At 72.1% G+C, this 17,964-nt stretch carries 18 protein-coding genes; 10 read left to right on the top strand and 8 right to left on the bottom strand.

Annotated elements, in window-relative coordinates:
* Position 1: 1 nt before the first annotated feature.
* Positions 2-2,038 carry an NADPH-dependent 2,4-dienoyl-CoA reductase gene (locus tag BM290_RS19990; protein ID WP_093616209.1) on the bottom strand — a complete coding sequence of 679 codons (2,037 nt, stop codon included), beginning with the start codon at positions 2,036-2,038 and terminating at the stop codon, positions 2-4.
* Positions 2,039-2,170: 132 nt separating this feature from the next.
* Between BM290_RS19990 and BM290_RS19985 the strand changes: the two genes are divergently transcribed.
* On the top strand, positions 2,171-2,713 hold the full coding sequence (locus BM290_RS19985) for an SLOG cluster 4 domain-containing protein (RefSeq protein WP_177319805.1): 543 nt from the start codon (positions 2,171-2,173) through the stop codon (positions 2,711-2,713).
* Positions 2,714-2,821: 108 nt separating this feature from the next.
* Here the strand turns inward: BM290_RS19985 and BM290_RS19980 are convergent, their stop codons facing one another.
* Together BM290_RS19980 and BM290_RS19975 are read right to left on the bottom strand one after the other, a co-directional pair.
* On the bottom strand, positions 2,822-4,264 hold the full coding sequence (locus BM290_RS19980) for a nucleobase:cation symporter-2 family protein (RefSeq protein WP_093616689.1): 1,443 nt from the start codon (positions 4,262-4,264) through the stop codon (positions 2,822-2,824).
* 92 nt (positions 4,265-4,356) lie between these two features.
* On the bottom strand, positions 4,357-4,635 hold the full coding sequence (locus BM290_RS19975) for a hypothetical protein (RefSeq protein ID WP_093616207.1): 279 nt from the start codon (positions 4,633-4,635) through the stop codon (positions 4,357-4,359).
* Positions 4,636-4,811: 176 nt separating this feature from the next.
* On the opposite strand from BM290_RS19975, the gene BM290_RS19970 reads away from it, so the two are divergent.
* Together BM290_RS19970 and BM290_RS19965 are read left to right on the top strand one after the other, a co-directional pair.
* Positions 4,812-5,180: a hypothetical protein gene (locus BM290_RS19970; RefSeq protein WP_093616687.1), complete on the top strand. Its 369-nt coding sequence runs from the start codon at positions 4,812-4,814 to the stop codon at positions 5,178-5,180.
* 96 nt (positions 5,181-5,276) lie between these two features.
* Positions 5,277-6,167: an alpha/beta hydrolase gene (locus tag BM290_RS19965; RefSeq protein ID WP_239143608.1), complete on the top strand. Its 891-nt coding sequence runs from the start codon at positions 5,277-5,279 to the stop codon at positions 6,165-6,167.
* Between the two features lie 133 nt (positions 6,168-6,300).
* On the opposite strand, the gene BM290_RS19960 is transcribed toward BM290_RS19965, so the two are convergent.
* The gene (locus BM290_RS19960) at positions 6,301-6,957 is read right to left on the bottom strand and encodes a hypothetical protein (protein ID WP_093616205.1); all 657 of its coding nucleotides are present in this window, start codon (positions 6,955-6,957) and stop codon (positions 6,301-6,303) included.
* Positions 6,958-7,122: 165 nt separating this feature from the next.
* Between BM290_RS19960 and BM290_RS19950 the strand changes: the two genes are divergently transcribed.
* The 4 genes from BM290_RS19950 to BM290_RS19935 all read left to right on the top strand — a co-directional run bounded on the left by BM290_RS19950 (position 7,123) and on the right by BM290_RS19935 (position 10,692).
* Positions 7,123-7,881 (top strand): prolipoprotein diacylglyceryl transferase, encoded by a 759-nt coding sequence (locus tag BM290_RS19950; RefSeq protein ID WP_093616201.1) that lies wholly within the window; start codon positions 7,123-7,125, stop codon positions 7,879-7,881.
* Complete coding sequence (locus BM290_RS19945; protein WP_203779415.1) at positions 7,872-9,416, top strand: radical SAM protein; 1,545 nt, start codon at positions 7,872-7,874, stop codon at positions 9,414-9,416. Before BM290_RS19950 ends, BM290_RS19945 begins: the two co-directional genes overlap by 10 nt.
* On the top strand, positions 9,413-9,667 hold the full coding sequence (locus BM290_RS19940) for a hypothetical protein (protein WP_093616199.1): 255 nt from the start codon (positions 9,413-9,415) through the stop codon (positions 9,665-9,667). Before BM290_RS19945 ends, BM290_RS19940 begins: the two co-directional genes overlap by 4 nt.
* A gap of 95 nt (positions 9,668-9,762) precedes the next feature.
* Entirely contained in the window at positions 9,763-10,692 is a 930-nt protein-coding gene (locus BM290_RS19935) for an endonuclease/exonuclease/phosphatase family protein (RefSeq protein WP_239143607.1), read from the top strand.
* 21 nt (positions 10,693-10,713) lie between these two features.
* Here BM290_RS19935 and BM290_RS19930 read toward each other — a convergent pair whose 3' ends face one another.
* Positions 10,714-12,054 carry a hypothetical protein gene (locus tag BM290_RS19930; protein ID WP_093616197.1) on the bottom strand — a complete coding sequence of 447 codons (1,341 nt, stop codon included), beginning with the start codon at positions 12,052-12,054 and terminating at the stop codon, positions 10,714-10,716.
* Between the two features lie 93 nt (positions 12,055-12,147).
* Between BM290_RS19930 and BM290_RS19925 the strand changes: the two genes are divergently transcribed.
* Positions 12,148-13,209: a hypothetical protein gene (locus BM290_RS19925; protein ID WP_143133847.1), complete on the top strand. Its 1,062-nt coding sequence runs from the start codon at positions 12,148-12,150 to the stop codon at positions 13,207-13,209.
* 111 nt (positions 13,210-13,320) lie between these two features.
* On the opposite strand, the gene BM290_RS19920 is transcribed toward BM290_RS19925, so the two are convergent.
* Complete coding sequence (locus tag BM290_RS19920) at positions 13,321-13,890, bottom strand: HAAS signaling domain-containing protein (protein WP_093616193.1); 570 nt, start codon at positions 13,888-13,890, stop codon at positions 13,321-13,323.
* A 142-nt stretch (positions 13,891-14,032) separates the two neighbouring features.
* On the opposite strand from BM290_RS19920, the gene BM290_RS19915 reads away from it, so the two are divergent.
* Both BM290_RS19915 and htpG read left to right on the top strand, forming a co-directional pair.
* Entirely contained in the window at positions 14,033-14,917 is an 885-nt protein-coding gene (locus tag BM290_RS19915) for an ABC transporter substrate-binding protein (RefSeq protein ID WP_093616192.1), read from the top strand.
* Positions 14,918-14,976: 59 nt separating this feature from the next.
* Complete coding sequence (gene htpG, locus BM290_RS19910; protein ID WP_203779413.1) at positions 14,977-16,824, top strand: molecular chaperone HtpG; 1,848 nt, start codon at positions 14,977-14,979, stop codon at positions 16,822-16,824.
* A 73-nt stretch (positions 16,825-16,897) separates the two neighbouring features.
* On the opposite strand, the gene BM290_RS19905 is transcribed toward htpG, so the two are convergent.
* Positions 16,898-17,734, bottom strand: a complete 837-nt coding sequence (locus tag BM290_RS19905; RefSeq protein WP_093616190.1) for a PfkB family carbohydrate kinase — start codon at positions 17,732-17,734, stop codon at positions 16,898-16,900.
* A 1-nt stretch (position 17,735) separates the two neighbouring features.
* A complete protein-coding gene (locus BM290_RS48425) occupies positions 17,736-17,897 on the bottom strand; it encodes a hypothetical protein (protein WP_177319804.1) in 162 nt (53 codons plus the stop codon).
* Positions 17,898-17,964 lie beyond the last annotated feature (67 nt).

Raw genomic sequence — 17,964 nt, 5'->3', positions numbered from 1 at the left:
CTCACAGCCGGGCGGCGAGCTCGGTCGCCTGTTTGATCGCTCGTTTCGCGTCGAGTTCGGCGGCCACGTCGGCGCCGCCGATCACGTGCACGTCCACACCCCGCGCGGTCAGCGGCACGACCAGGTCGTTCACCGGCTCCTGGCCGGCGCAGACGACCACGGTGCCGACCGCCAGGACCCGCGCCTCCCGCGGCGACTTCGGGTCCTTCGGGTTCACCGGCACGGTGATGTGCAGGCCCTCGTCGTCGACCCGGACGTACTCCACCCCGCCCAGCATGGTCACGCCGGAGTCCTGCAGGGTCGCCCGGTGCACCCAGCCGGTGGTCTTGCCGAGGCCCTTGCCGAGCGCGCTCGCCTTGCGCTGGAGCAGGTGCACCTCGCGGCGCGGCGGGGCCTTCACCTTCGTCGACAGGCCGCCCCGCTGCTGATCCGGATCGGCCACACCCCACCGCCGCATCCAGTGCTCGGCGCTCTCGCCCGGCTCGTGCAGCAGGAACTCGGCCACGTCGAAGCCGATCCCGCCCGCACCGATCACCGCGACCCGGCTGCCGACCTCGGCAGAAGAACCGATGACCTGCTGGTAGGTGACCACGCTCGGATGATCGATCCCGGGGATCGGCGGGATCCGCGGAATCATCCCGGTCGCCACGATCACGCTGTCGAAATCGGTCAGATCGTCCACCGTCGCCCTCGTACCGAGGTGCAGCGTGATCCCGCGTGTCCCGATCATGTGCCGGTAGTAGGCCAGCGTGTGCGCGAAGTCCTCCTTGCCGGGAATCCGCGCGGCGAGCGTGAACTGCCCGCCGATCCGGTCGGCGGCCTCGAACAGGTCGACCCGATGACCGCGGCCGGCGAGCTCCACGGCCGCCGCCAGGCCGGCCGGGCCCGCCCCGACGACCGCGATCCTCTTCCGGGTACGGGTGGGGAGCAGCACCAGCTCGGTCTCGTACGCCGCCCGGGGGTTGAGCATGCACGTCGCGCGCTTGTTGCTGAACGTGTGGTCGAGGCAGGCCTGGTTGCACGCGATGCACGTGATGATCTCGCGCTCCCGGCCGCTCGCCGCCTTGGCGACGAACTCGGCGTCGGCCAGCAGCGGGCGCGCCATCGACACCAGGTCGGCGTCCCCGGCGGCCAGGATCTCCTCGGCGATCTCCGGACGGTTGATCCGGTTCGACGCGATCACCGGCACGTCCACCTCGCGGCGCAGCTTGCCGGTCACCCACGCGAACGCGGCCGGCGGCACCGACGTGACGATCGTCGGCACCCGCGCCTCGTGCCAGCCGATGCCGGTGTTCAGGATCGACACGCCGCGGTCCTGCAGGCCACGCGCCAGCTCGACGGTCTCCTCCCAGGACTGGGCGTCGTCGACGAGGTCCAGCAGGCTGATCCGGTACTGCACGATGAAGTCGTCGCCGACCAGGTCCCGGGTCCGCTTCACGATCTCCAGGGGGAACCGCATCCGCTTCGCGGCACTGCCACCCCAGGCATCGGTACGGGTGTTCGTGCGCGCCGCCAGGAACTGGTTGATCAGGTAGCCCTCGGAGCCCATGATCTCCACGCCGTCGTATCCGGCCCGCCGCGCCAGCGCCGCCGCCCGCGCGAACGCCGTCGCCGTCCGGTCCACGTCACGGGTGCTCAGGGCCCGCGGCTTGAACGGTGTGATCGGCGACTTCCGCCCGGACGCCCCCGCGCTGAACGGGTGGTACGCATACCGCCCCGCGTGCAGCACCTGCAACAGGATCTTGCCGTCGTGCTCGTGCACCGCGTCGGTGACCACCCGGTGCGCGGTCGCCTGCCGGGTGGTCGTCATCTGGCTGCCGAAGGGGAGCAGCCAGCCTCGCCATGTCGGCGCGTAACCGCCGGTGACGATCAGCGCTGTCCCGCCGCGGGCCCGCTCGGCGAAGAACGCCGCCAGTTTCGGCAGGTCACGTCGGCGGTCCTCGAGCTTGGTGTGCATCGACCCCATGACGACGCGGTTGCGCAGCGTCGTGTGCCCGAGGTCGAGCGGACTGAGCAACGTCGGAAACCCACCGGCCATGTCGTCCGCCTCCTCGCTGCCACCGGACAGGCCGCAGCATAGACAACAAAGCACCTATGCAACAAGTTTAGTATCGGCGGGATCGGGCGCCCTCGACGAGGGTGCGGGCCGCCGAGGTGATCTGCTGGGGAGGTGGCATTTCAGGTGGCGGTCTGCGGGCCGGCGGCATGCACCGGCGAGGAAGCGGCGACCGCGCGGCGGGTGGGGGAGCTGCTCGCCGGGCGGGGAGCCGTGGTGCTCTGCGGCGGTGGCGGCGGCGTCATGGCGGCGGTCGCGGCCGGGGCGCGGTCCAGGGGCGGGATCGTGGTCGGGATCCGGCCCGGCGACGGCAGCGAACCGGCCTCGGCGGATCTCACGGTGACCGTCGTGACGAACCTCGGGCAGGGGCGGAACGCGGTTGTCGTCCAGTCCGCCGACGCGGTGATCAGTGTCGGCGGGTCGTGGGGCACGCTCAGCGAGATCGCGCCGGCGATGCGGCGGGGCGGTGTTCCGGTGGTCGCGCTGGGCGGCCGGCGGATCGTGACCGCGGACGGTGCGCCGGTGCCGGGCATCAGCTGGGTGGACAACCCGGAACAGGCGGTCGGGCAGGCTTTCGGGGCGGGGGCGGGTGCGGGTGCGGGTGCGGGTGCGGGTGCGGGTGCGGGTGCGGGTGCGGGTGGGCCGGGACAGGGCTGAGAGCCGGCCGGTGGACGCACGGTTCCCGGCATGAGGAATCCGATCGGGGTGTGCGCCTCATGTCCGGACCCGGGACGCGTGGACCGTACCGTCGCGGGGGTGTGATCTTCAGGGTTTCTCGGGTGAAGCGGCCGTCCCGGCCGCCGGCTCCGCGGCTGCTTCCGGATCGGCGGAATCGGTCGCGCCCGGGGAAGCGCCGGGCGAGGCGGTGTCGGCGGGGGTTGCGGCGGAGTCGGCCGGAGTGGGGCGGGACCAGCCGTTGAAGAGCAGGTTGAGGACGAAGACCACGATCACCGTCGTGGTGATCGAACTGCCGAAGATGATCTCGAGTTCGTCGGGCATCCGGGTGTAGAAGGCGGGCGCCACCACCGGGATCATGCCGACGCCGATCGAGACGGCGATGATCAGCAGGTTGTTCGTGCCGTCGAAGTCGACGCGGCGCAGGCTGCGGATGCCGACCGCGGTGACCGTCGCGAACATGACCAGGGCGGCCGCACCGATGACCGGGCCGGGCACCGCGGCGATGATCTCGCCGAGTTTGGGGACGAGGCCGAGCAGCACCAGGATGACGCCGGCCGCGGTGACGACGAAACGGCTGCGCACCCGGGTGACCTGGACCAGGCCGACGTTCTGGGCGAACGCGGTGTCGAGGAACGAGTTGAAGACGCCGGCCAGGACGCCGGAGAGTCCGTCGGCGGCGAGACCGCGGGCGATGTCGTTCTCGGACGGGCGGCGTCCGACGGCCTCACCGACGGCGAGCATGTCGGCGGTCGACTCGACGTAGATGATCAGCATGACCGTGCACATCGAGACGATCGCGGCGGCCTGGAACTCGGGCGGGCCGAAATAGAACGGCCGGGCCAGCCCGAACCAGCTCGCCTCGCCGACGGCGGAGAAGTCGACCAGGCCCATGAACGCGGCCACGATGACCCCGAAGACCAGGCCGATCAGCACCGACAGGGAGGCGACGAACCCGCGCGCGAACCGGTTGACCAGCACGATCAGCAGGATGATCGCGGCGGCCAGGGCCAGCTTGTCGAGGGCTCCGTAGCCGGGGGCCGCCTCGTCGTTGCCGGCGATCAGCCCCGCTCCGGCGTCGATCAGGGACAGGCCGATCACCGTGATCACCGTGCCGGTCACCAGCGGCGGGAACAGGTGGATGATCTTCGCGAACGGTTTGGCGACGAGCAGGCCGAAGACGCCGGCGGCGAGGAACGCCCCGTAGACTGCGGGAAGGCCGTACTTGGCGCCGATCAGGATCATCGGGTTGAGGGCGGCGAAGGTGGCCCCGGCGACGACCGGCAGGCGCACGCCGAGGATCCGCCCGATCCCGAGGCTCTGGATGATCGTGATGACGCCGGCCACGAACAGGTCGGCGTTGACCAGGATGGCGATGGTGCTCGCGTCGAGCTTGAGCGCGCCGCCGACGATCAGCGGGACGGCGACGCAACCGGCGTACATGACGAGGACGTGCTGGAGACCCAGGACCGCCAGACGGCCGACCGGCAGCATCTGGTCGACCGGGTGCTTGTTCCCGACCGCTTGGCTCATGACGGAACCTTCCATGGGGAAGTGGTTCCGCGGATTCTCGGGACGTTTTGTTTACGTCAGGGTTCGCCGTGTTGCATCGCGGTGAACTTCTTCTATGTCTGGGGGCATCCCGGCCCGGCGGCCATGCCGTTGACGATGCGGTACTTCGAGATGTCCCCGCGCACGTAGTCCTTCAGTTGCCGGACGGAGGTCGGCGTCGTCCCGGTGTTCATCAGGTAACCCATGATCGCGGTGTCCACCGTCCGGCAGGTCGCCTGGTCGGCGACGGTCTGCGCCCGGGACTTGTACTGCGCCGGGTTCAACGCAACGTAAGAAACACCGCCAATACTCATGGTAATCGCACTGGTCATGGCAATCTCGATCAAACGCACTGGGGCAGGTTAGTCATGATCACTCACGGTGGTCATCTAGCCGAACGGCCGAGATCATCTGGCTCAATGACAACGCTGCGTAACAACTCTCACGGAGTGAGTGAATCGACCTGACTCACGATGGCGGTGTTACCGTGATTACTCCGAGCAACGGTCTGATCACGCTGGAGGAACCCATGCGTCGTGTCGCTGTCGTTCTCGCCCTCGCCCTCGCCGGTCTCTGGATCGCCTCGCCGGCGAGCGCCTTCGCCCACAACGCGGTCCACAACCCGGCCCTGCACACGCTGCTGGACGGGCTCACCCTGCTGGTCGCCTCCGCGCCGGTGTGGACGGCGCTGCTGTGGAGCGGCGGCCGCCGATGGCAACTCGCCGCCCTCATCGGGGTCGTCCAGATCCCGGTCGCGATCATCGGGTTCGTGCCGATCGTCGACCCCTACCTGCACCTCACCCTGTTCGTCATCGCGCTCGGCCTGACCGCGGTGTCCCTGCGGGTGGTGCGCGGCCAGGCACGGGCCGCCGCCACCGCGGTATCACAAACCCGGTAACGGGTCGAACGGATGACCGGGTCCTCTCAGCGGCCCGGTCATCCGATGTGATGTCGGCGTAACCTCGCTGTCAGTGAGCCTCGCCACAATGAACGCGTGGTGCACGAGACGATGATGCCGGTCAACGGCATCCACATGTGCGTGGAGACCTTCGGCGAGCCCATCGACCCTCCGCTGCTGCTCCTGGCCGCGGACGCCAGCTCGATGGACTGGTGGGACGACGAGTTCTGCCGGCGCCTCGCGGCCGGCCGGCGGTTCGTCATCCGCTACGACCACCGGGACACCGGCCGGTCCACCTCCTACCCGGCGGGCGCGCTGGCCTACTCCGGCGCCGACCTGATGTGCGACGCCGTCGGCGTGCTCGACGCGCTCCGCGTGCCGGCGGCCCACCTGGTCGGTTTCTCGCTCGGCGGCGCCCTCGCCCAGCGCATCGCCGTCCACCATCCGTCCCGGGTGCTCAGCCTCACCCTCATGTCGACGAGCGTCGACGGCGAGGCCCCCGGCGACGCGCCACTCACCCTCGGCGGCCCGGTCGCCGTCTCCGCGGGCACGGTCACGGCCGGTGTGCGTACGGTGGAAGCGCCGCCCGCCACCGACGAGACCGACTGGTCGAACCGCAGGTCCGCGGTGGCCCGCATGGTCGACGAGGTCCGCGCCCGCGGCGGCCCGTTCACCCCCGAGGAGCCGCACCTGCGCCGCCTCGCCGAACGCGTCTTCGACCGCTCCGCCGACCTGGCCGCCACGCGCCTCAACCACCGCCTCGCCGGCTACGGCCCCCCGGTCCGCGACCTGCTGGGCGGCATCGACACCCCCACGGTCGTCCTGCACGGCACCCTCGACCGGCAGATCGCTCCCGGCCACCCGCAGGCGCTGGCCCGCTGCATCCCCGGAGCCCGCCTGGTCTGGCTCGACGGGGTGGGCCACGAGCCCCCGCCCCGCGCCGTCTGGGCCCAGGTCCTCACCGAGATCCTCGCCCTCGCCGCCTGACCCGAAGCCCGGCCGGGCGTTGCTGCTGTGCCGGCGGCCTCCTGGTGCCCGACTGCCGTGGGTCATCGGCTGGTCGTCGGTACCCGTGCCCGGCGGGTTCGGGCAGCTCTGAGAGACCGCCCGGGTGGGCGCGTCAGGCGCCTGTCATCAGGGCGGTGCAGAAGCCGGAGGTGATGATGCCGGCGGCGGCTGTGCCGATCATCAGGCCGGTGCCGAAGCGGCGCGTCGAAGGTGGGATCAGCAGTGCGCCGCCGAGGACCAGGAGCACCGGCACCCAGGCCCAGGCCAGCAGGACGCCGTCCCGGTTGGTCCCGTCCTGGATGGCGCCGCTCAAAGCCGCGATGAACGACATGCAGGATGCGGCCGGACCCAGGACCGTGCCGACGACGATGCCGATCACCAGGCTGTGATCGTTTTTCCGGGGCAGCGGAGGTGACGCCACGACAAGGCTGATCCGGTCGCCGGACGTGAGGGTCATTTCATAGCCGGCCGGGTCATGGCCGATCAGGAGGCGGCCTTGTGGGGTCTGATCCTCGGAGATCTGGCAGAGGCCCTGCCGCCAGAGGTTCGTCGTCACGGCGAAGACGTCGACGCCGGCCGGTGGCGTGCGGATCGTGACCCCGCGGCGAACCCGGTGGTAACCGGGAGCATCCGGCAGTGCTGGGGACTCGTCGACCGGCAGCCGGTCCACGCCGTCCGGCTCGATGCCGAGGGCTCGCAGGGTGGCCTCGATCCGCTGGTCGGCGCCTCGGCGTAGATCCTCGGGGTGGGGTCCCACCGGGCGGCTCACCGGGTCACCCCCGGCCCGGCCGTGGAGCGGCTCGGCTCCCGGCAGGTCCGAGCGCGTGCGGTGTCGGGGGCGGTCCAAACGCCTGCCACTTCCGGGGCGGTCCGGGAGCGGCGTGCCTTCGGCGAGAACAGCGAGCGCACGGCGATCATGCTATAGCGTCAAAGGGTGCAAATCGGTCTCCTTCCGGCGGAGGCGCACGACGTTTTCGTGGGCGCGGGCGTCGTCGTGGCCGGGGCACTCTTCGCGTACGAGGTTCGCCGCCGGCGACGAACCGACCCGCGGCTGTGGTATCTGGTCGCCGGCGCGCTCGTCGGCGGGCTGCTGGTGAGCCGGCTCGCCGGATGGGCCCGTCACCTCGACCCGGGCCGCAACGCCGGGCTCGTGCAGCAGTGGCTCCACGGCGGGCGCAGCATCCTGTCCGGGCTGGTCGGCGCATACGTGGGAGTGCTGATCGCCAAGCGGCTGTGCCGGTACCCGTGGCGCACCGGAGACCTGTTCGCCCCGGCGATCGCCGCCGGACTCGCGATCGGCCGGATCGGCTGCCTGCTCACCGAGCGTCCGGGCACACCGACAGGCGCCTCCTGGGGCGTCACGCTGAGCCGCGCCGACGCCGCCCGGTTCCCGGGGACGCCTTTTGCGGTGCCACTGCACCCGTCGTTCGCGTACGAAATCGTCTTCCAGATCTTTGCTCTGACCCTGCTGATCGCCTGCCGGGACCGGCCCGCCCGCCCGGATGTGCTGTTCACCGCCTACCTGGCGGCGTACGCGGTGTTCCGGTTCGCTGTCGAATTCGTGCGCGGCAACGAGGTCGCCGCCGCCGGGCTGACCCGGCCGCAGATCTTCCTGATCTGCTGCCTGCCGTTACTGGGCTGGCGGCTGCGGGCACTGCGCGCCGCCCGCCGGGAGGAGACCGCATGGGCCTGAGCATCGGGATGCCGTTGCGCGGTGATCGCATCCATCGGTACGTCAACGCGTTCTGCCCGCACTGCCACCTCGACGACCCCGGCGGTGACCTGGCCGGCGTCGCCCGTCTGTCGGGCCGGCTGATGATCCGTGACGAGCGGGTCTGGCTGGAACGCGGCTGTCCCCGGCACGGCCTGGTCCGCACCCTCTACGACGAGGACCCGGCCATCCTCACCTACCTCGAACAGTGGACGGCGCCGACCAAACAGCACGTGCCCGACGTCGCCGGCAACTTCGCCCCGGTGCCGGCCGCCTACCTCGACGGGCTGCCGGAGATGCAGACGCAGCACACGTGCATCCTGCTCACCGACCTGACCGACGGCTGCAACCTGCGCTGCCCGACCTGCTTCACGTCGTCGTCGCCGTCGGCCGGGGAGCCGGTGCCGATCGCCGACGTGCTCGCGAACATCGACGCCCGGCTGGCCCGGGAGAACGGCCGCCTCGACGTCCTCATGCTCTCCGGCGGAGAGCCCACCCTCCACCCGGACCTGCCGAAACTGCTCGACGAGGTGGCGCAACGGCCGATCGTGCGGGTGCTCGTCAACAGCAACGGGCTCACCTTGGCCCGCGACGACGCCCTGCTCGGCCTGCTCGCCCGGCACCGCGACCGGGTCGAGGTCTATCTGCAGTACGACGGCACGTCGGCCGCCGCCCACCGGCATCATCGTGGCGCCGATCTGGGCCGGCACAAGGAGGAGGCGATCGACCGGCTGTCCGCGGCCGGGATCTTCACGACGCTGACCATGACCGCGGCCCTCGGCGTCAACGACGGCGAGATCGGCGCGGTGATCGACCGGGCGCTGGCCACCCCGTACGTCGGCGGGGTCACCGTGCAGCCGCAGTTCGGGTCCGGCCGCTCCGGCCCGATCGACTGGAACCGCCGCCTCACCCACACCGGCGTGCTCGCCCGTCTCGGCCCGCAGACCGGCGACCGGGTCACCTGGCGCGACCTGACCGCCCTGCCGTGCTCGCACCCGCACTGCTGCTCGGTCGGCTACCTGCTGCGCGACGACACCGGCCGCTGGCGCTCGCTCACCACGCTGATCGGCCACGACCGGTTGCTGGCGCTGCTCGCCGAGGCGCCCGGCCTGGTCGCCAACCGGATCGCCGACACCGGCCTGCCCGCCGAGCTGCGCCAGGCCGTCCGGGAGTCGGTGCTCGGCCTGCTCTCCGAACAGTCGTCGCTGTCGCATCCCCGGATCGGCGACCTGTGGCGTGACATCTGCACCGGCTGCGATCTCGGCATCGGCACGCTGGCGACCCTGGCGCTGCCCGGCCGCCGGGACCGGCTGCGCAGCCTGCTCGCCGAACGCGTCAAACGGATCACCGTGAAACCGTTCATGGACATCGCCACGATGATCGAGGAACGGCTGCTGCAGTGCTGCGTGCACGTCGGCACCCGCCGTGACGACCGGGACCAGTGCGCGCCGTTCTGCGCGGTGCAGGCCTGGCCGGCGCTGTCCGGCCAGCGGCTGTCCCGGGTCGCCGGGCCGTGAGCAGCCCACCCGACCCGCTGCGCCTCTGCGTTTACGCGACAGTGGCCGCGCTGACCTGGCTGTGCGGGCCGGTGGCGGTGGCCTTCTTCGCGGGGCTCGGGCTGGCCGGGTACCTGCGGGCCCGGCGGCAGGGGCTGCGGCGGTCGTCGTGCCTGCTGCGGGACGTCCGGATGGTCCTCGCCTACCTCACCGTGCTGCTCGTGGCGGCTCTGACCGCGACGGTCCGCGCCTGGTGGCCCGGCGGGGCCTGACCCGCTGCCGCCGTGGTCGTGGTGGCGGGGGATCGGCCTGCTGTCGCCGTGGCTGTGGCGGCGGGTGATTTGACCGGCTGTGCGAGCATCGCCGCGTGCGGATCTCCGAGCCGGTGCGGAATTCCGGCGCCTCCGACCGGCTCGGCCGGTTCGTGCTGGCGCCGGTGGCGGCTGTCGTCGCGGTGCTTCTGGTGTTGCCCGGCGGCAGCCTGCTCCCGACCGTCCGGCCCTGGCTCGGCCTCAGCATCCCGGTGCTGCTCCTGCCGGCCCTCCTGCGCCGCTCCCGGCCGGCTCTGCTCGCGACGGCGCTGCCGCTGGCCGCCTGGCTGGCGATCTTCGGCGGCCACCTCCTGCCGGACCGCGACGCGGCCTCCGACCTGGTCGTGGTCCAGCACAACGTCAGCGACGAGAACCCGGACCCGGCCGGCACCGTCCGCACCCTCGTCGCGGCCGGACCCGACCTGGTCGCCCTCGAGGAGATCACCCCCGCAGCGGTGCCCGCCTACGCGGCCGCGTTCCCCGCCGCCTACGCCCACCACACCGTCCACGGCACCGTCGCGCTCTGGTCCCGGCACCCGCTCATCGAGGCCGCGCCGCTGGACATCCGGCCCCTCGGCCTCGGCGACGACTGGAACCGCGGCCTCCGCGCTGTCGCGCACACCCCGTATGGCGACATCGCCGTCTACGTGGCCCACCTGTCGTCGGTGCGCCCGGGCCCGACCGGCCTCGACACCACCCGCCGCGACGACAGCGCCCGGAAGCTGGGCGCGGCGCTGGCCGCCGAACGACACGAGCGGGTGATCCTCCTCGGCGACCTGAACGCCACCATCGCCGACCACGGCCTCGAACCCGTCACCGCCCACCTGGCCACCGACGGCTCCGATTTCGCCTTCACCTTCCCGGCATCCCTGCCGATCGCCCGGATCGACCAGGTCCTGGCCCGCTCGCTGACCGTCACCTCGGTCCGGACGCTGCCCCGGACCGGCAGCGACCACCTCCCGATCGTCGCCCGCCTGACCGTCTGAGCGACGCCGCCACCCCCGCGGTCAGGTGGCGCTCGGCGATCCCACGCTGCGGTCACGCCAATCGGTGACGTCCGTGCCGAGCAGGTCCTCGCCGAACTCGGTCAGCAGCCGGTCCAGCAGTTCGGTCCAGAACGGTGGCGTCGCGGCTCCGCGCTCGGACAGCGCCGCGAACATCAGATGGGCCTCGACGCCGATCCGGTAACCCTCGCCCGGGGCCGGTGACAGCGCCGCCAGGCCGACCCGGCCGAGGGCCTCGGCGCGCGCCGCGACCCGCTCCGGGGCGCAGCGCGTCGACGGTGTCACCGCCTCCACGCCCGGGTCGGCGGCGGTCAGGTCGAGCACGCCGCCGGCACCGTCGACGCCCAGTTCGGCGGCCTGCCGCAGCGCGTACGAGAGGGTCAGGCCGAACCGGTCGGCCTCACCCCGCGTGTCCTGGATCTCGGCCAGCTCGGCGTCGGCCGCGGCGGCGTCGATGGCCCGGGACTCGCGTATCCGGGCCGCGCCCGCCGCCGCCCGGTCCGCCGCGAGCAGATGGGCTCCCAGCCGCGCGATGGCGGCCGCGTGCAGGTCACGGTGCCCGGACCCGCCGTACTCGACCAGCTGCTGGGTGAGGCGAACCGCGATGTCGTCGGCGGCCAGGGCCCGCTCGATCCGGTCGTTGGCGGCGTGGATGCGGCTCGCCAGGGAACACGACGACGACAGCATCGTGAGGTAGGCGGCGGCCTGCGGCATCCGCTCGAAGGCCGCCCGGTTGCGGGTGAACGTCCCGATCGCCGCCTCGGCCGACGCGCACGCCAGGTCCGGATCGCCGGCGAGGGCCAGCACCTGCGCGTTCACCCCGAGCACCCGGACCAGGTCGGCCAGATGCCCGGCGCCGTCCGGGCCGTCGGCGAGTTCCCGGTAGGCGGCCACCGCGAGGTCGGCGTGCACCACGGCGCTGGTGATCCGGCCCAGGTGCGCCAGCGAGGACGCCTGCCGGGCGCGGACGTCGGCGATCAGCGGCGCGATGCCGCCGACACCGGCGCCGGCCACATCGCGGTACGCCGCCAGGCTCTCCGCCAGCACGTCGGCGGCCTCCTCGGGCCGCCCGACCCGGTTCAGGATCCCGGCCAGCCCGTAGAGCATGCCGGCCAGCTCCTGCAGATGAACCGGCTCCGGGTAGGCCCGGACGAGTTGCCGCCCCAGCGCCACACCCTCCTGCGCGCCGCTCAGCGCCTGCTCGATGTGCCCGAGTCTCTGCAGCTCAAGGGCGTGCGAGGTCAACTCGGCGACCCGGGCCACCCGCGGGTCGTCGCGCCAGTCGCCGGCCGGGGCCGCCTCGTCCGGCTGCCGGTCCTGGTCACGGTTCTTCCACCACGCCATGTCGCCCCCTCGATGAGTGCTCCACTGTGTACCAGAGACCCGCCATGATCAAGTGGGAGTGACCGCTGTGGCATCGATGTGTTCTGCTGGATCATGCTGCGCAGACACCTCGACGCGGGACCGCTGACCACGCTCGGCCCGCACGCGAGGTCCTTTGCGGCGATCCCGCCCCGCATCGAGTCGATCGCCCCGGTGGTGCGAGGACTGTTCCTGCTGGAGGAGCGGGCAGCGACGCTGGGCATCCCGCTGACCGAGACCGATCGGCGTACGGTGCACCTGCGCTCCGCCGGCGACATGCTCGACGCGGTGACCGCCCGCGACGCCCGGCCGCTGTCGGAGCCCCGCCCACCCGGGCGGCGCGTCGTGACCACCGCCCGGGGTTTCGCCACGGTGGCGGCGGCCGTGCTGCGGGCCCGTGGCGTGCCGGCCCGTGTCCGCTGCGGGTTCGCGACCTATCTCATCGCCGGCCGCTACGAGGAGCATTGGCTCGTCGAATACCACGAACGACGCCTCGGCCGCTGGTTGCTCGCCGACGTCCAGCTCGACGAGGAGCAACGGCCGGCGCTGCCGCTCCTGCTGCCGGCGCTCGACGTGCCCCGCGGCCGAGCCTGGGTCGGCGGCCAGAACGCCTGGATCGCGATCCGGCACGGCCACGACCCCGCCCGGTACGGCTCGCACCTCACCGCGGCCCGCGCCGACCCGGCTTCGACCGGAACGACCGGCGACACGGCGCCGCCCGGCGAAGCAGGGTACGCCGAGGTCGCCAGGGAAGCGGGGAATGCGCCTGTGGCCGCGGGACGGCGGAACGCCGGGGAACCGGGGCACGCGGAGACGGCCGGAGGAGCCGGGAAAGGCGAGGTGGCCGGAGAGGAGGGGAAAGCAGACGTGGCCGGGGGAGCCGGGTCCCGGGCGGACGCGGTGGCGGGGGAGTCCGTGGTGGCGGCTGTGGTGCTGCGTGACATCGCCTGCCTCGACGACGCGATCTGCCTGCCCTGGGACAGGTGGGCGCCGATGCCGGAGCCGGGCGAGCCGGTCGACCGGGAGCGGTTCGACGCCATCGCGATGGGTGGCGAGCACGTGCATCCGCCCGAACAGGTCTACAACGCCCGGCGAGGGCGGACGGAGACGTTCGTCGGCCGGCCCCCGATCCACTGATCATCCGGCCGGAGGACGCCGTCCGTCCGCCGTCACCGGCCGGCGGCCGGCTTCACCGGCCGGCGGCCGGCTTCGGAGTGTGCGGAAGCTGCCGCATGTGGGCCGGGGCGGTCACGGCCGGGCGCAGGCGTGCAGGGTCAGGCCCGCCGCGATCGAACCGGTGCATGCCGCCGCATAGACCATCAGGAAACCCAAGCCGCTGAGGAGTGCGACGCCGGCCAGCGTCAGCAGGAACATCGCGCCGAGGACCGGGCCGGTGGCCAGCAGCCAGGCCGCGGCCTTCTGGACCGGGGTCCAGCGGGGGGACACCGTCGCGACCATCAGGCCGGCCGCCTGGCCGACCATCGGGAGGGCGACCGCGCCGGCGGTCAGCAGGCCCACCGCGACCCGCTCGGAGCCGCCGGCGGGCGCGGCCGGGGTGGCGGCCGGTGGGCCGGGCAGGCGCAGATGGGTGGGGGCGCCGCTGCGGCGCACCGCGGCGACGAGCTGGTCGGGCGGCCCTAACCGGCCGAGCACCCGGGACGGGTCGTCGGCCAGGTCACGCCGCATCGCGATGTAACCGGCGACGGTGTTCATCAGCTCGTCGCGCGTCTCCGGTGGCAGGTCGGCGGCGGCCGCCCAGAGCGAGGCCAGGTAGTCGAGAACGAGAACGTCGTCGTGGGCCGGCGGTGCCGTCGTCATCGGAGTCCCTTCCGGTGGTCGCAGTATCCGTCGATCCGGTGCCGCCCAGCATTCCCGTTCCCGATGCGCCCCCACATCGGTCCAAGGTGGTAACTACGCGGCCCGGCATCATCCCCCGGTCGTAGTCCGGGAGTATGGGGGCATGCGCCTGGTGTCCCTGCTGCCGTCCGCGACCGAGATCGTCTACGCTCTTGGGCTCGGTGACGACCTGGTCGGCGTCACGTTCGAGTGCGACGAGCCGGCCGCCGCCCGCTCGGAGAAGACGGTGGTGGTCGGCGGGCGCGACACCAGCACGATGACGCCCGGCGAGATCGACGACTACGTGCGCACGCAGATGTCGGCCGGCGGCGACCTCTACACGCTGCACGCCGGGGCGCTCGCCGGACTCGACCCGGACCTGATTCTCACCCAGGACCTGTGCCGGGTGTGCGCGCTGCCGTCGGGGCACGTCGACCGGGCGTTGAGCCACCTCGGCTGCCGCAGTGAGGTGCTGTCACTCGACCCGCACACCCTCCCGGACGTCCTGGACACCTTTTGCGTGGTGGCGAACGCGGCGGGCGTACCGCAACGGGGTCTTGATCTTGTCGCCGGCCTGCGGGCGAGGCTGGCGGCGGTGAGTGCCGCGGTGGCCGGGCGGCCTCGCCCTCGGGTCGCGGTGGTGGAGTGGGTGGATCCGCCGTTCACGGCGGGGCACTGGGTGCCGGATCTGATCGTCGCGGCCGGTGGCGAACCGGTCGCGGCCCGGCCCGGCCGGCGTTCGGTCCAGGTCTCGTGGGCCGAGCTGGCCGCTCCGCGGCCGGAGATCGTGCTGGTCACGCCCTGCGGTTACCACCTGGACGGCGCGGTCCGCCAGGCGGAGGCGGTGGTTCCGCATTTCCCGGGCGCGTCGGTGTGGGCGATCGACGGCGACGGCCTGGTGGTACGCCCGGGGCCCCGCCTCGTGGACGGAGTGGAGGCGATCGCCGCGATCCTGCATCCGGGAGCGGTCCCGCCGGCGCCGGCCGGTGCGGTCCGCCACGTCGCCTGACGGGCGGCCGGGCGGGGGTCCTACGATCGGGTGGGAACCACCGGACATGACGGAAACGGGTGACGATGGAGACGTTGGAGTTCCAGGCCGAGGCGCGCCAGCTGCTGCAGCTGATGGTCCATTCGATCTACTCGAACAAGGACATCTTCCTGCGCGAGCTGATCTCGAACGCGTCGGACGCGCTGGACAAGCTGCGCCTGGCGAAGCTGCAGGACGGGCTCGAGGCGGACACCTCCGACCTGCACATCGAGATCGAGGTCGACGCCGAGGCACGCACGCTCGCGGTCCGTGACAACGGCATCGGCATGACCCGCGACGAGGTCGTGGCGCTGATCGGCACGATCGCCAAGTCGGGCACCGCGGAGCTGCTGGGCAAGCTCAAGGAGGCCAAGGAGAGCCCCGAGCTGATCGGCCAGTTCGGTGTCGGGTTCTACTCGACGTTCATGGTCGCCGACAGGGTCGAGCTGGTGACCCGCAAGGCCGGCACCGAGGGTCACGGCACCCGCTGGGAGTCGACCGGCGAGGGCACCTTCACCATCGACGAGGCGCCGGACGCGCCGATCGGCACCACGGTGACGCTGCACCTGCGCCCCAAGGACGAGGACGACGCGCTCTACGACTACACCGACGAGTGGAAGCTCAAGGAGATCGTCAAGCGGTACTCGGACTTCATCTCGTTCCCGATCCGCAAGCGGTCCGGCGAGGAGGTGCAGACCCTCAACTCGCAGAAGGCCCTGTGGGCGCGGCCGCGCAGCGAGGTGACCGACGAGGAGTATCACGAGTTCTACAAGCACATCAGCCACGACTGGACCGATCCGCTCGAGATCATCAACATGAAGGCGGAGGGCACCTTCGAGTACGAGGCGCTCCTCTTCATCCCGTCCCGGGCGCCGCACGACCTGTTCCAGCGTGACGCCCGCCGTGGGCTGCAGCTCTACGTCAAGCGCGTCTTCATCATGGACGACAGCAAGGAGCTGATCCCCGACTACCTGCGCTTCGTCAAGGGCGTGGTGGACGCGGCCGACCTCTCGCTGAACATCTCCCGCGAGATCCTGCAGCAGGACCGGCACATCCAGATGATCCGGCGCCGCCTGGTCAAGAAGGTGCTGTCCACGATCAAGGACCTGCAGACCAGCAACCCGGAGAAGTACGCGACGTTCTGGCGCGAGTTCGGCCGGGCGGTCAAGGAGGGCCTGCTCGCCGAGCCCGACAACCACAAGCCGATCCTGGAGATCGCGTCGTTCGCCACCACCGAGGGCACCGAGCCGACCACCCTCGCCGCATATGTGGAGCGGATGAAGGAGGGCCAGGAGGAGATCTACTTCCTGACCGGCGAGAGCCGCTCCCAGGTGGAGAACTCGCCGCACATGGAGGCGTTCCGCGCGCAGGGCTACGAGGTGCTGATCCTCACCGACCCGGTCGACGAGATCTGGACCGACGTGGTCCCCGACTTCGACGGCAGGAAACTGCGCTCGATCGCCCGCGGCTCGGTCGACCTGCCCCAGGACGAGGAGAAGCCGGAGCCCGAGGGCGACTTCGGCCCGCTGCTCGGCTTCCTCGGCGAGAAGCTGAGCGAGCAGGTCAAGGAGGTGCGGCTGTCGCACCGGCTGACCACCTCGGCGGCCTGCCTGGTCAGCGACGCCGACGACATCACCCCGGCGCTGGAGAAGATGTATCGGGCGATGGGCCAGGAGGGCCCGCGGGTCAAGCGGATCCTCGAGCTCAACCCGGACCACCCGCTGGTCGCGGGCCTGCGCGCGGCGCACGAGCGCAGCGCGGAGGACACGTCGCTGCGGGACACCGCCGAGCTGCTGTACGGGACGGCGCTGCTCGCCGAGGGCGGCGACCTGGAGGACCCGGCCAAGTTCGCCAAGCTGCTCGCCGACCGTCTCGCCCAGACGGTCTGACCTGCTGAGACGGTCCGCCGGCGCGACAACGCCGGCGGACCGGCCGGCGGAGACCGGTCAGCCCGCGGGCCGGTCAGCTCAGGTGGGTCAGCCAGGACCGGGGGCCGGCGTGCTGGACCCGGATGGCGGCGACCCCGATGGCGTAGGCGATGGCAGCCGGCAGGTTCCGGTCGCCGCGTGCCAGTGCGACGGCGAGAGCACCGTGGAACGCGTCGCCCGCGCCCGCGGTGTCGACGGCGGCGACCGGGGGCACCGCGACCTCGCCCGCTTCGAGTGCGCTGAACCAGCGGACCGGCCCCGGCCCGTGGGTGACCACGACATGCGGCGCCGCAACGGCGTCGGCCGTCGCGGCGTCGATCGGCGCGGCGCCCGGGTGACGGAAGTCGCCGGAGCAGGCCACCACCTCGGCATGGGGGAAGACGTCGGCGAAGACCGGTCGCCAGCTCCCGGCGTCGACCAGCAGACGGCGGGCGGCGCGGGCAGCGGCCGTCGCGAGCGCCGGATGATGCCCGTCGACCAGGGTCAGATCGGCGTCGGGCAGACCTTCGGCGGGCATCGTCACCCGACGGTTGCCGGCGTTGCGGCTGACGATGGTGCGTTCGCCGGTCGTGGCGAGGACCGTCACCGCGGAGACCGGCGGCGGCTCGGGCGAGTCCGGGGCGGCGTCGATCAGAGTGACCCCGTGCGCGGCCAGGTCGGCGCGGACCAGATCGCCGAGCGGGTGCGCGCCGACCACGCTGACCAGTGTGACCGACGCTCCGAGCGCGGCCGCCGTCACCGCCGCGTTGGCCGCCGGGCCGCCCGCGGCCACCTCCACCGACTCGGACTGGACCTTCTCGTCGGCGCCGGGCAGCCGCTGGACCCGCTGCACCAGGTCGACCGTCGCCAGGCCGGCGAAGAGCAGCCGCACCTCAGTTGCCGTTGGCCAGCTCGACGAAGAACGTGCCGATGTTGCTGAAGATGTCGCCGACGCCGTCGCCGATGCTGCGCGCCACGTCGGCGGCCGGGCCCGGATTGGTGCCGATCCAGAAGACGAGCAGGAACAGCAGGACCCAGCCCAGCACCTTCTTCATCGGGAACCGATCCTCCACACGCTGCTGACCGCTGGAAACACCAGCCAAGATCGTGACACAGGCTCGC

Origin of the sequence: Actinoplanes philippinensis, from assembly GCF_900113015.1 — a bacterium.
Classification (GTDB): Bacteria; Actinomycetota; Actinomycetes; order Mycobacteriales; family Micromonosporaceae; genus Actinoplanes; species Actinoplanes philippinensis.
Note: the sequence above shows the minus strand (reverse complement) of the source record. Positions and strands in the feature narration are given on the sequence as shown.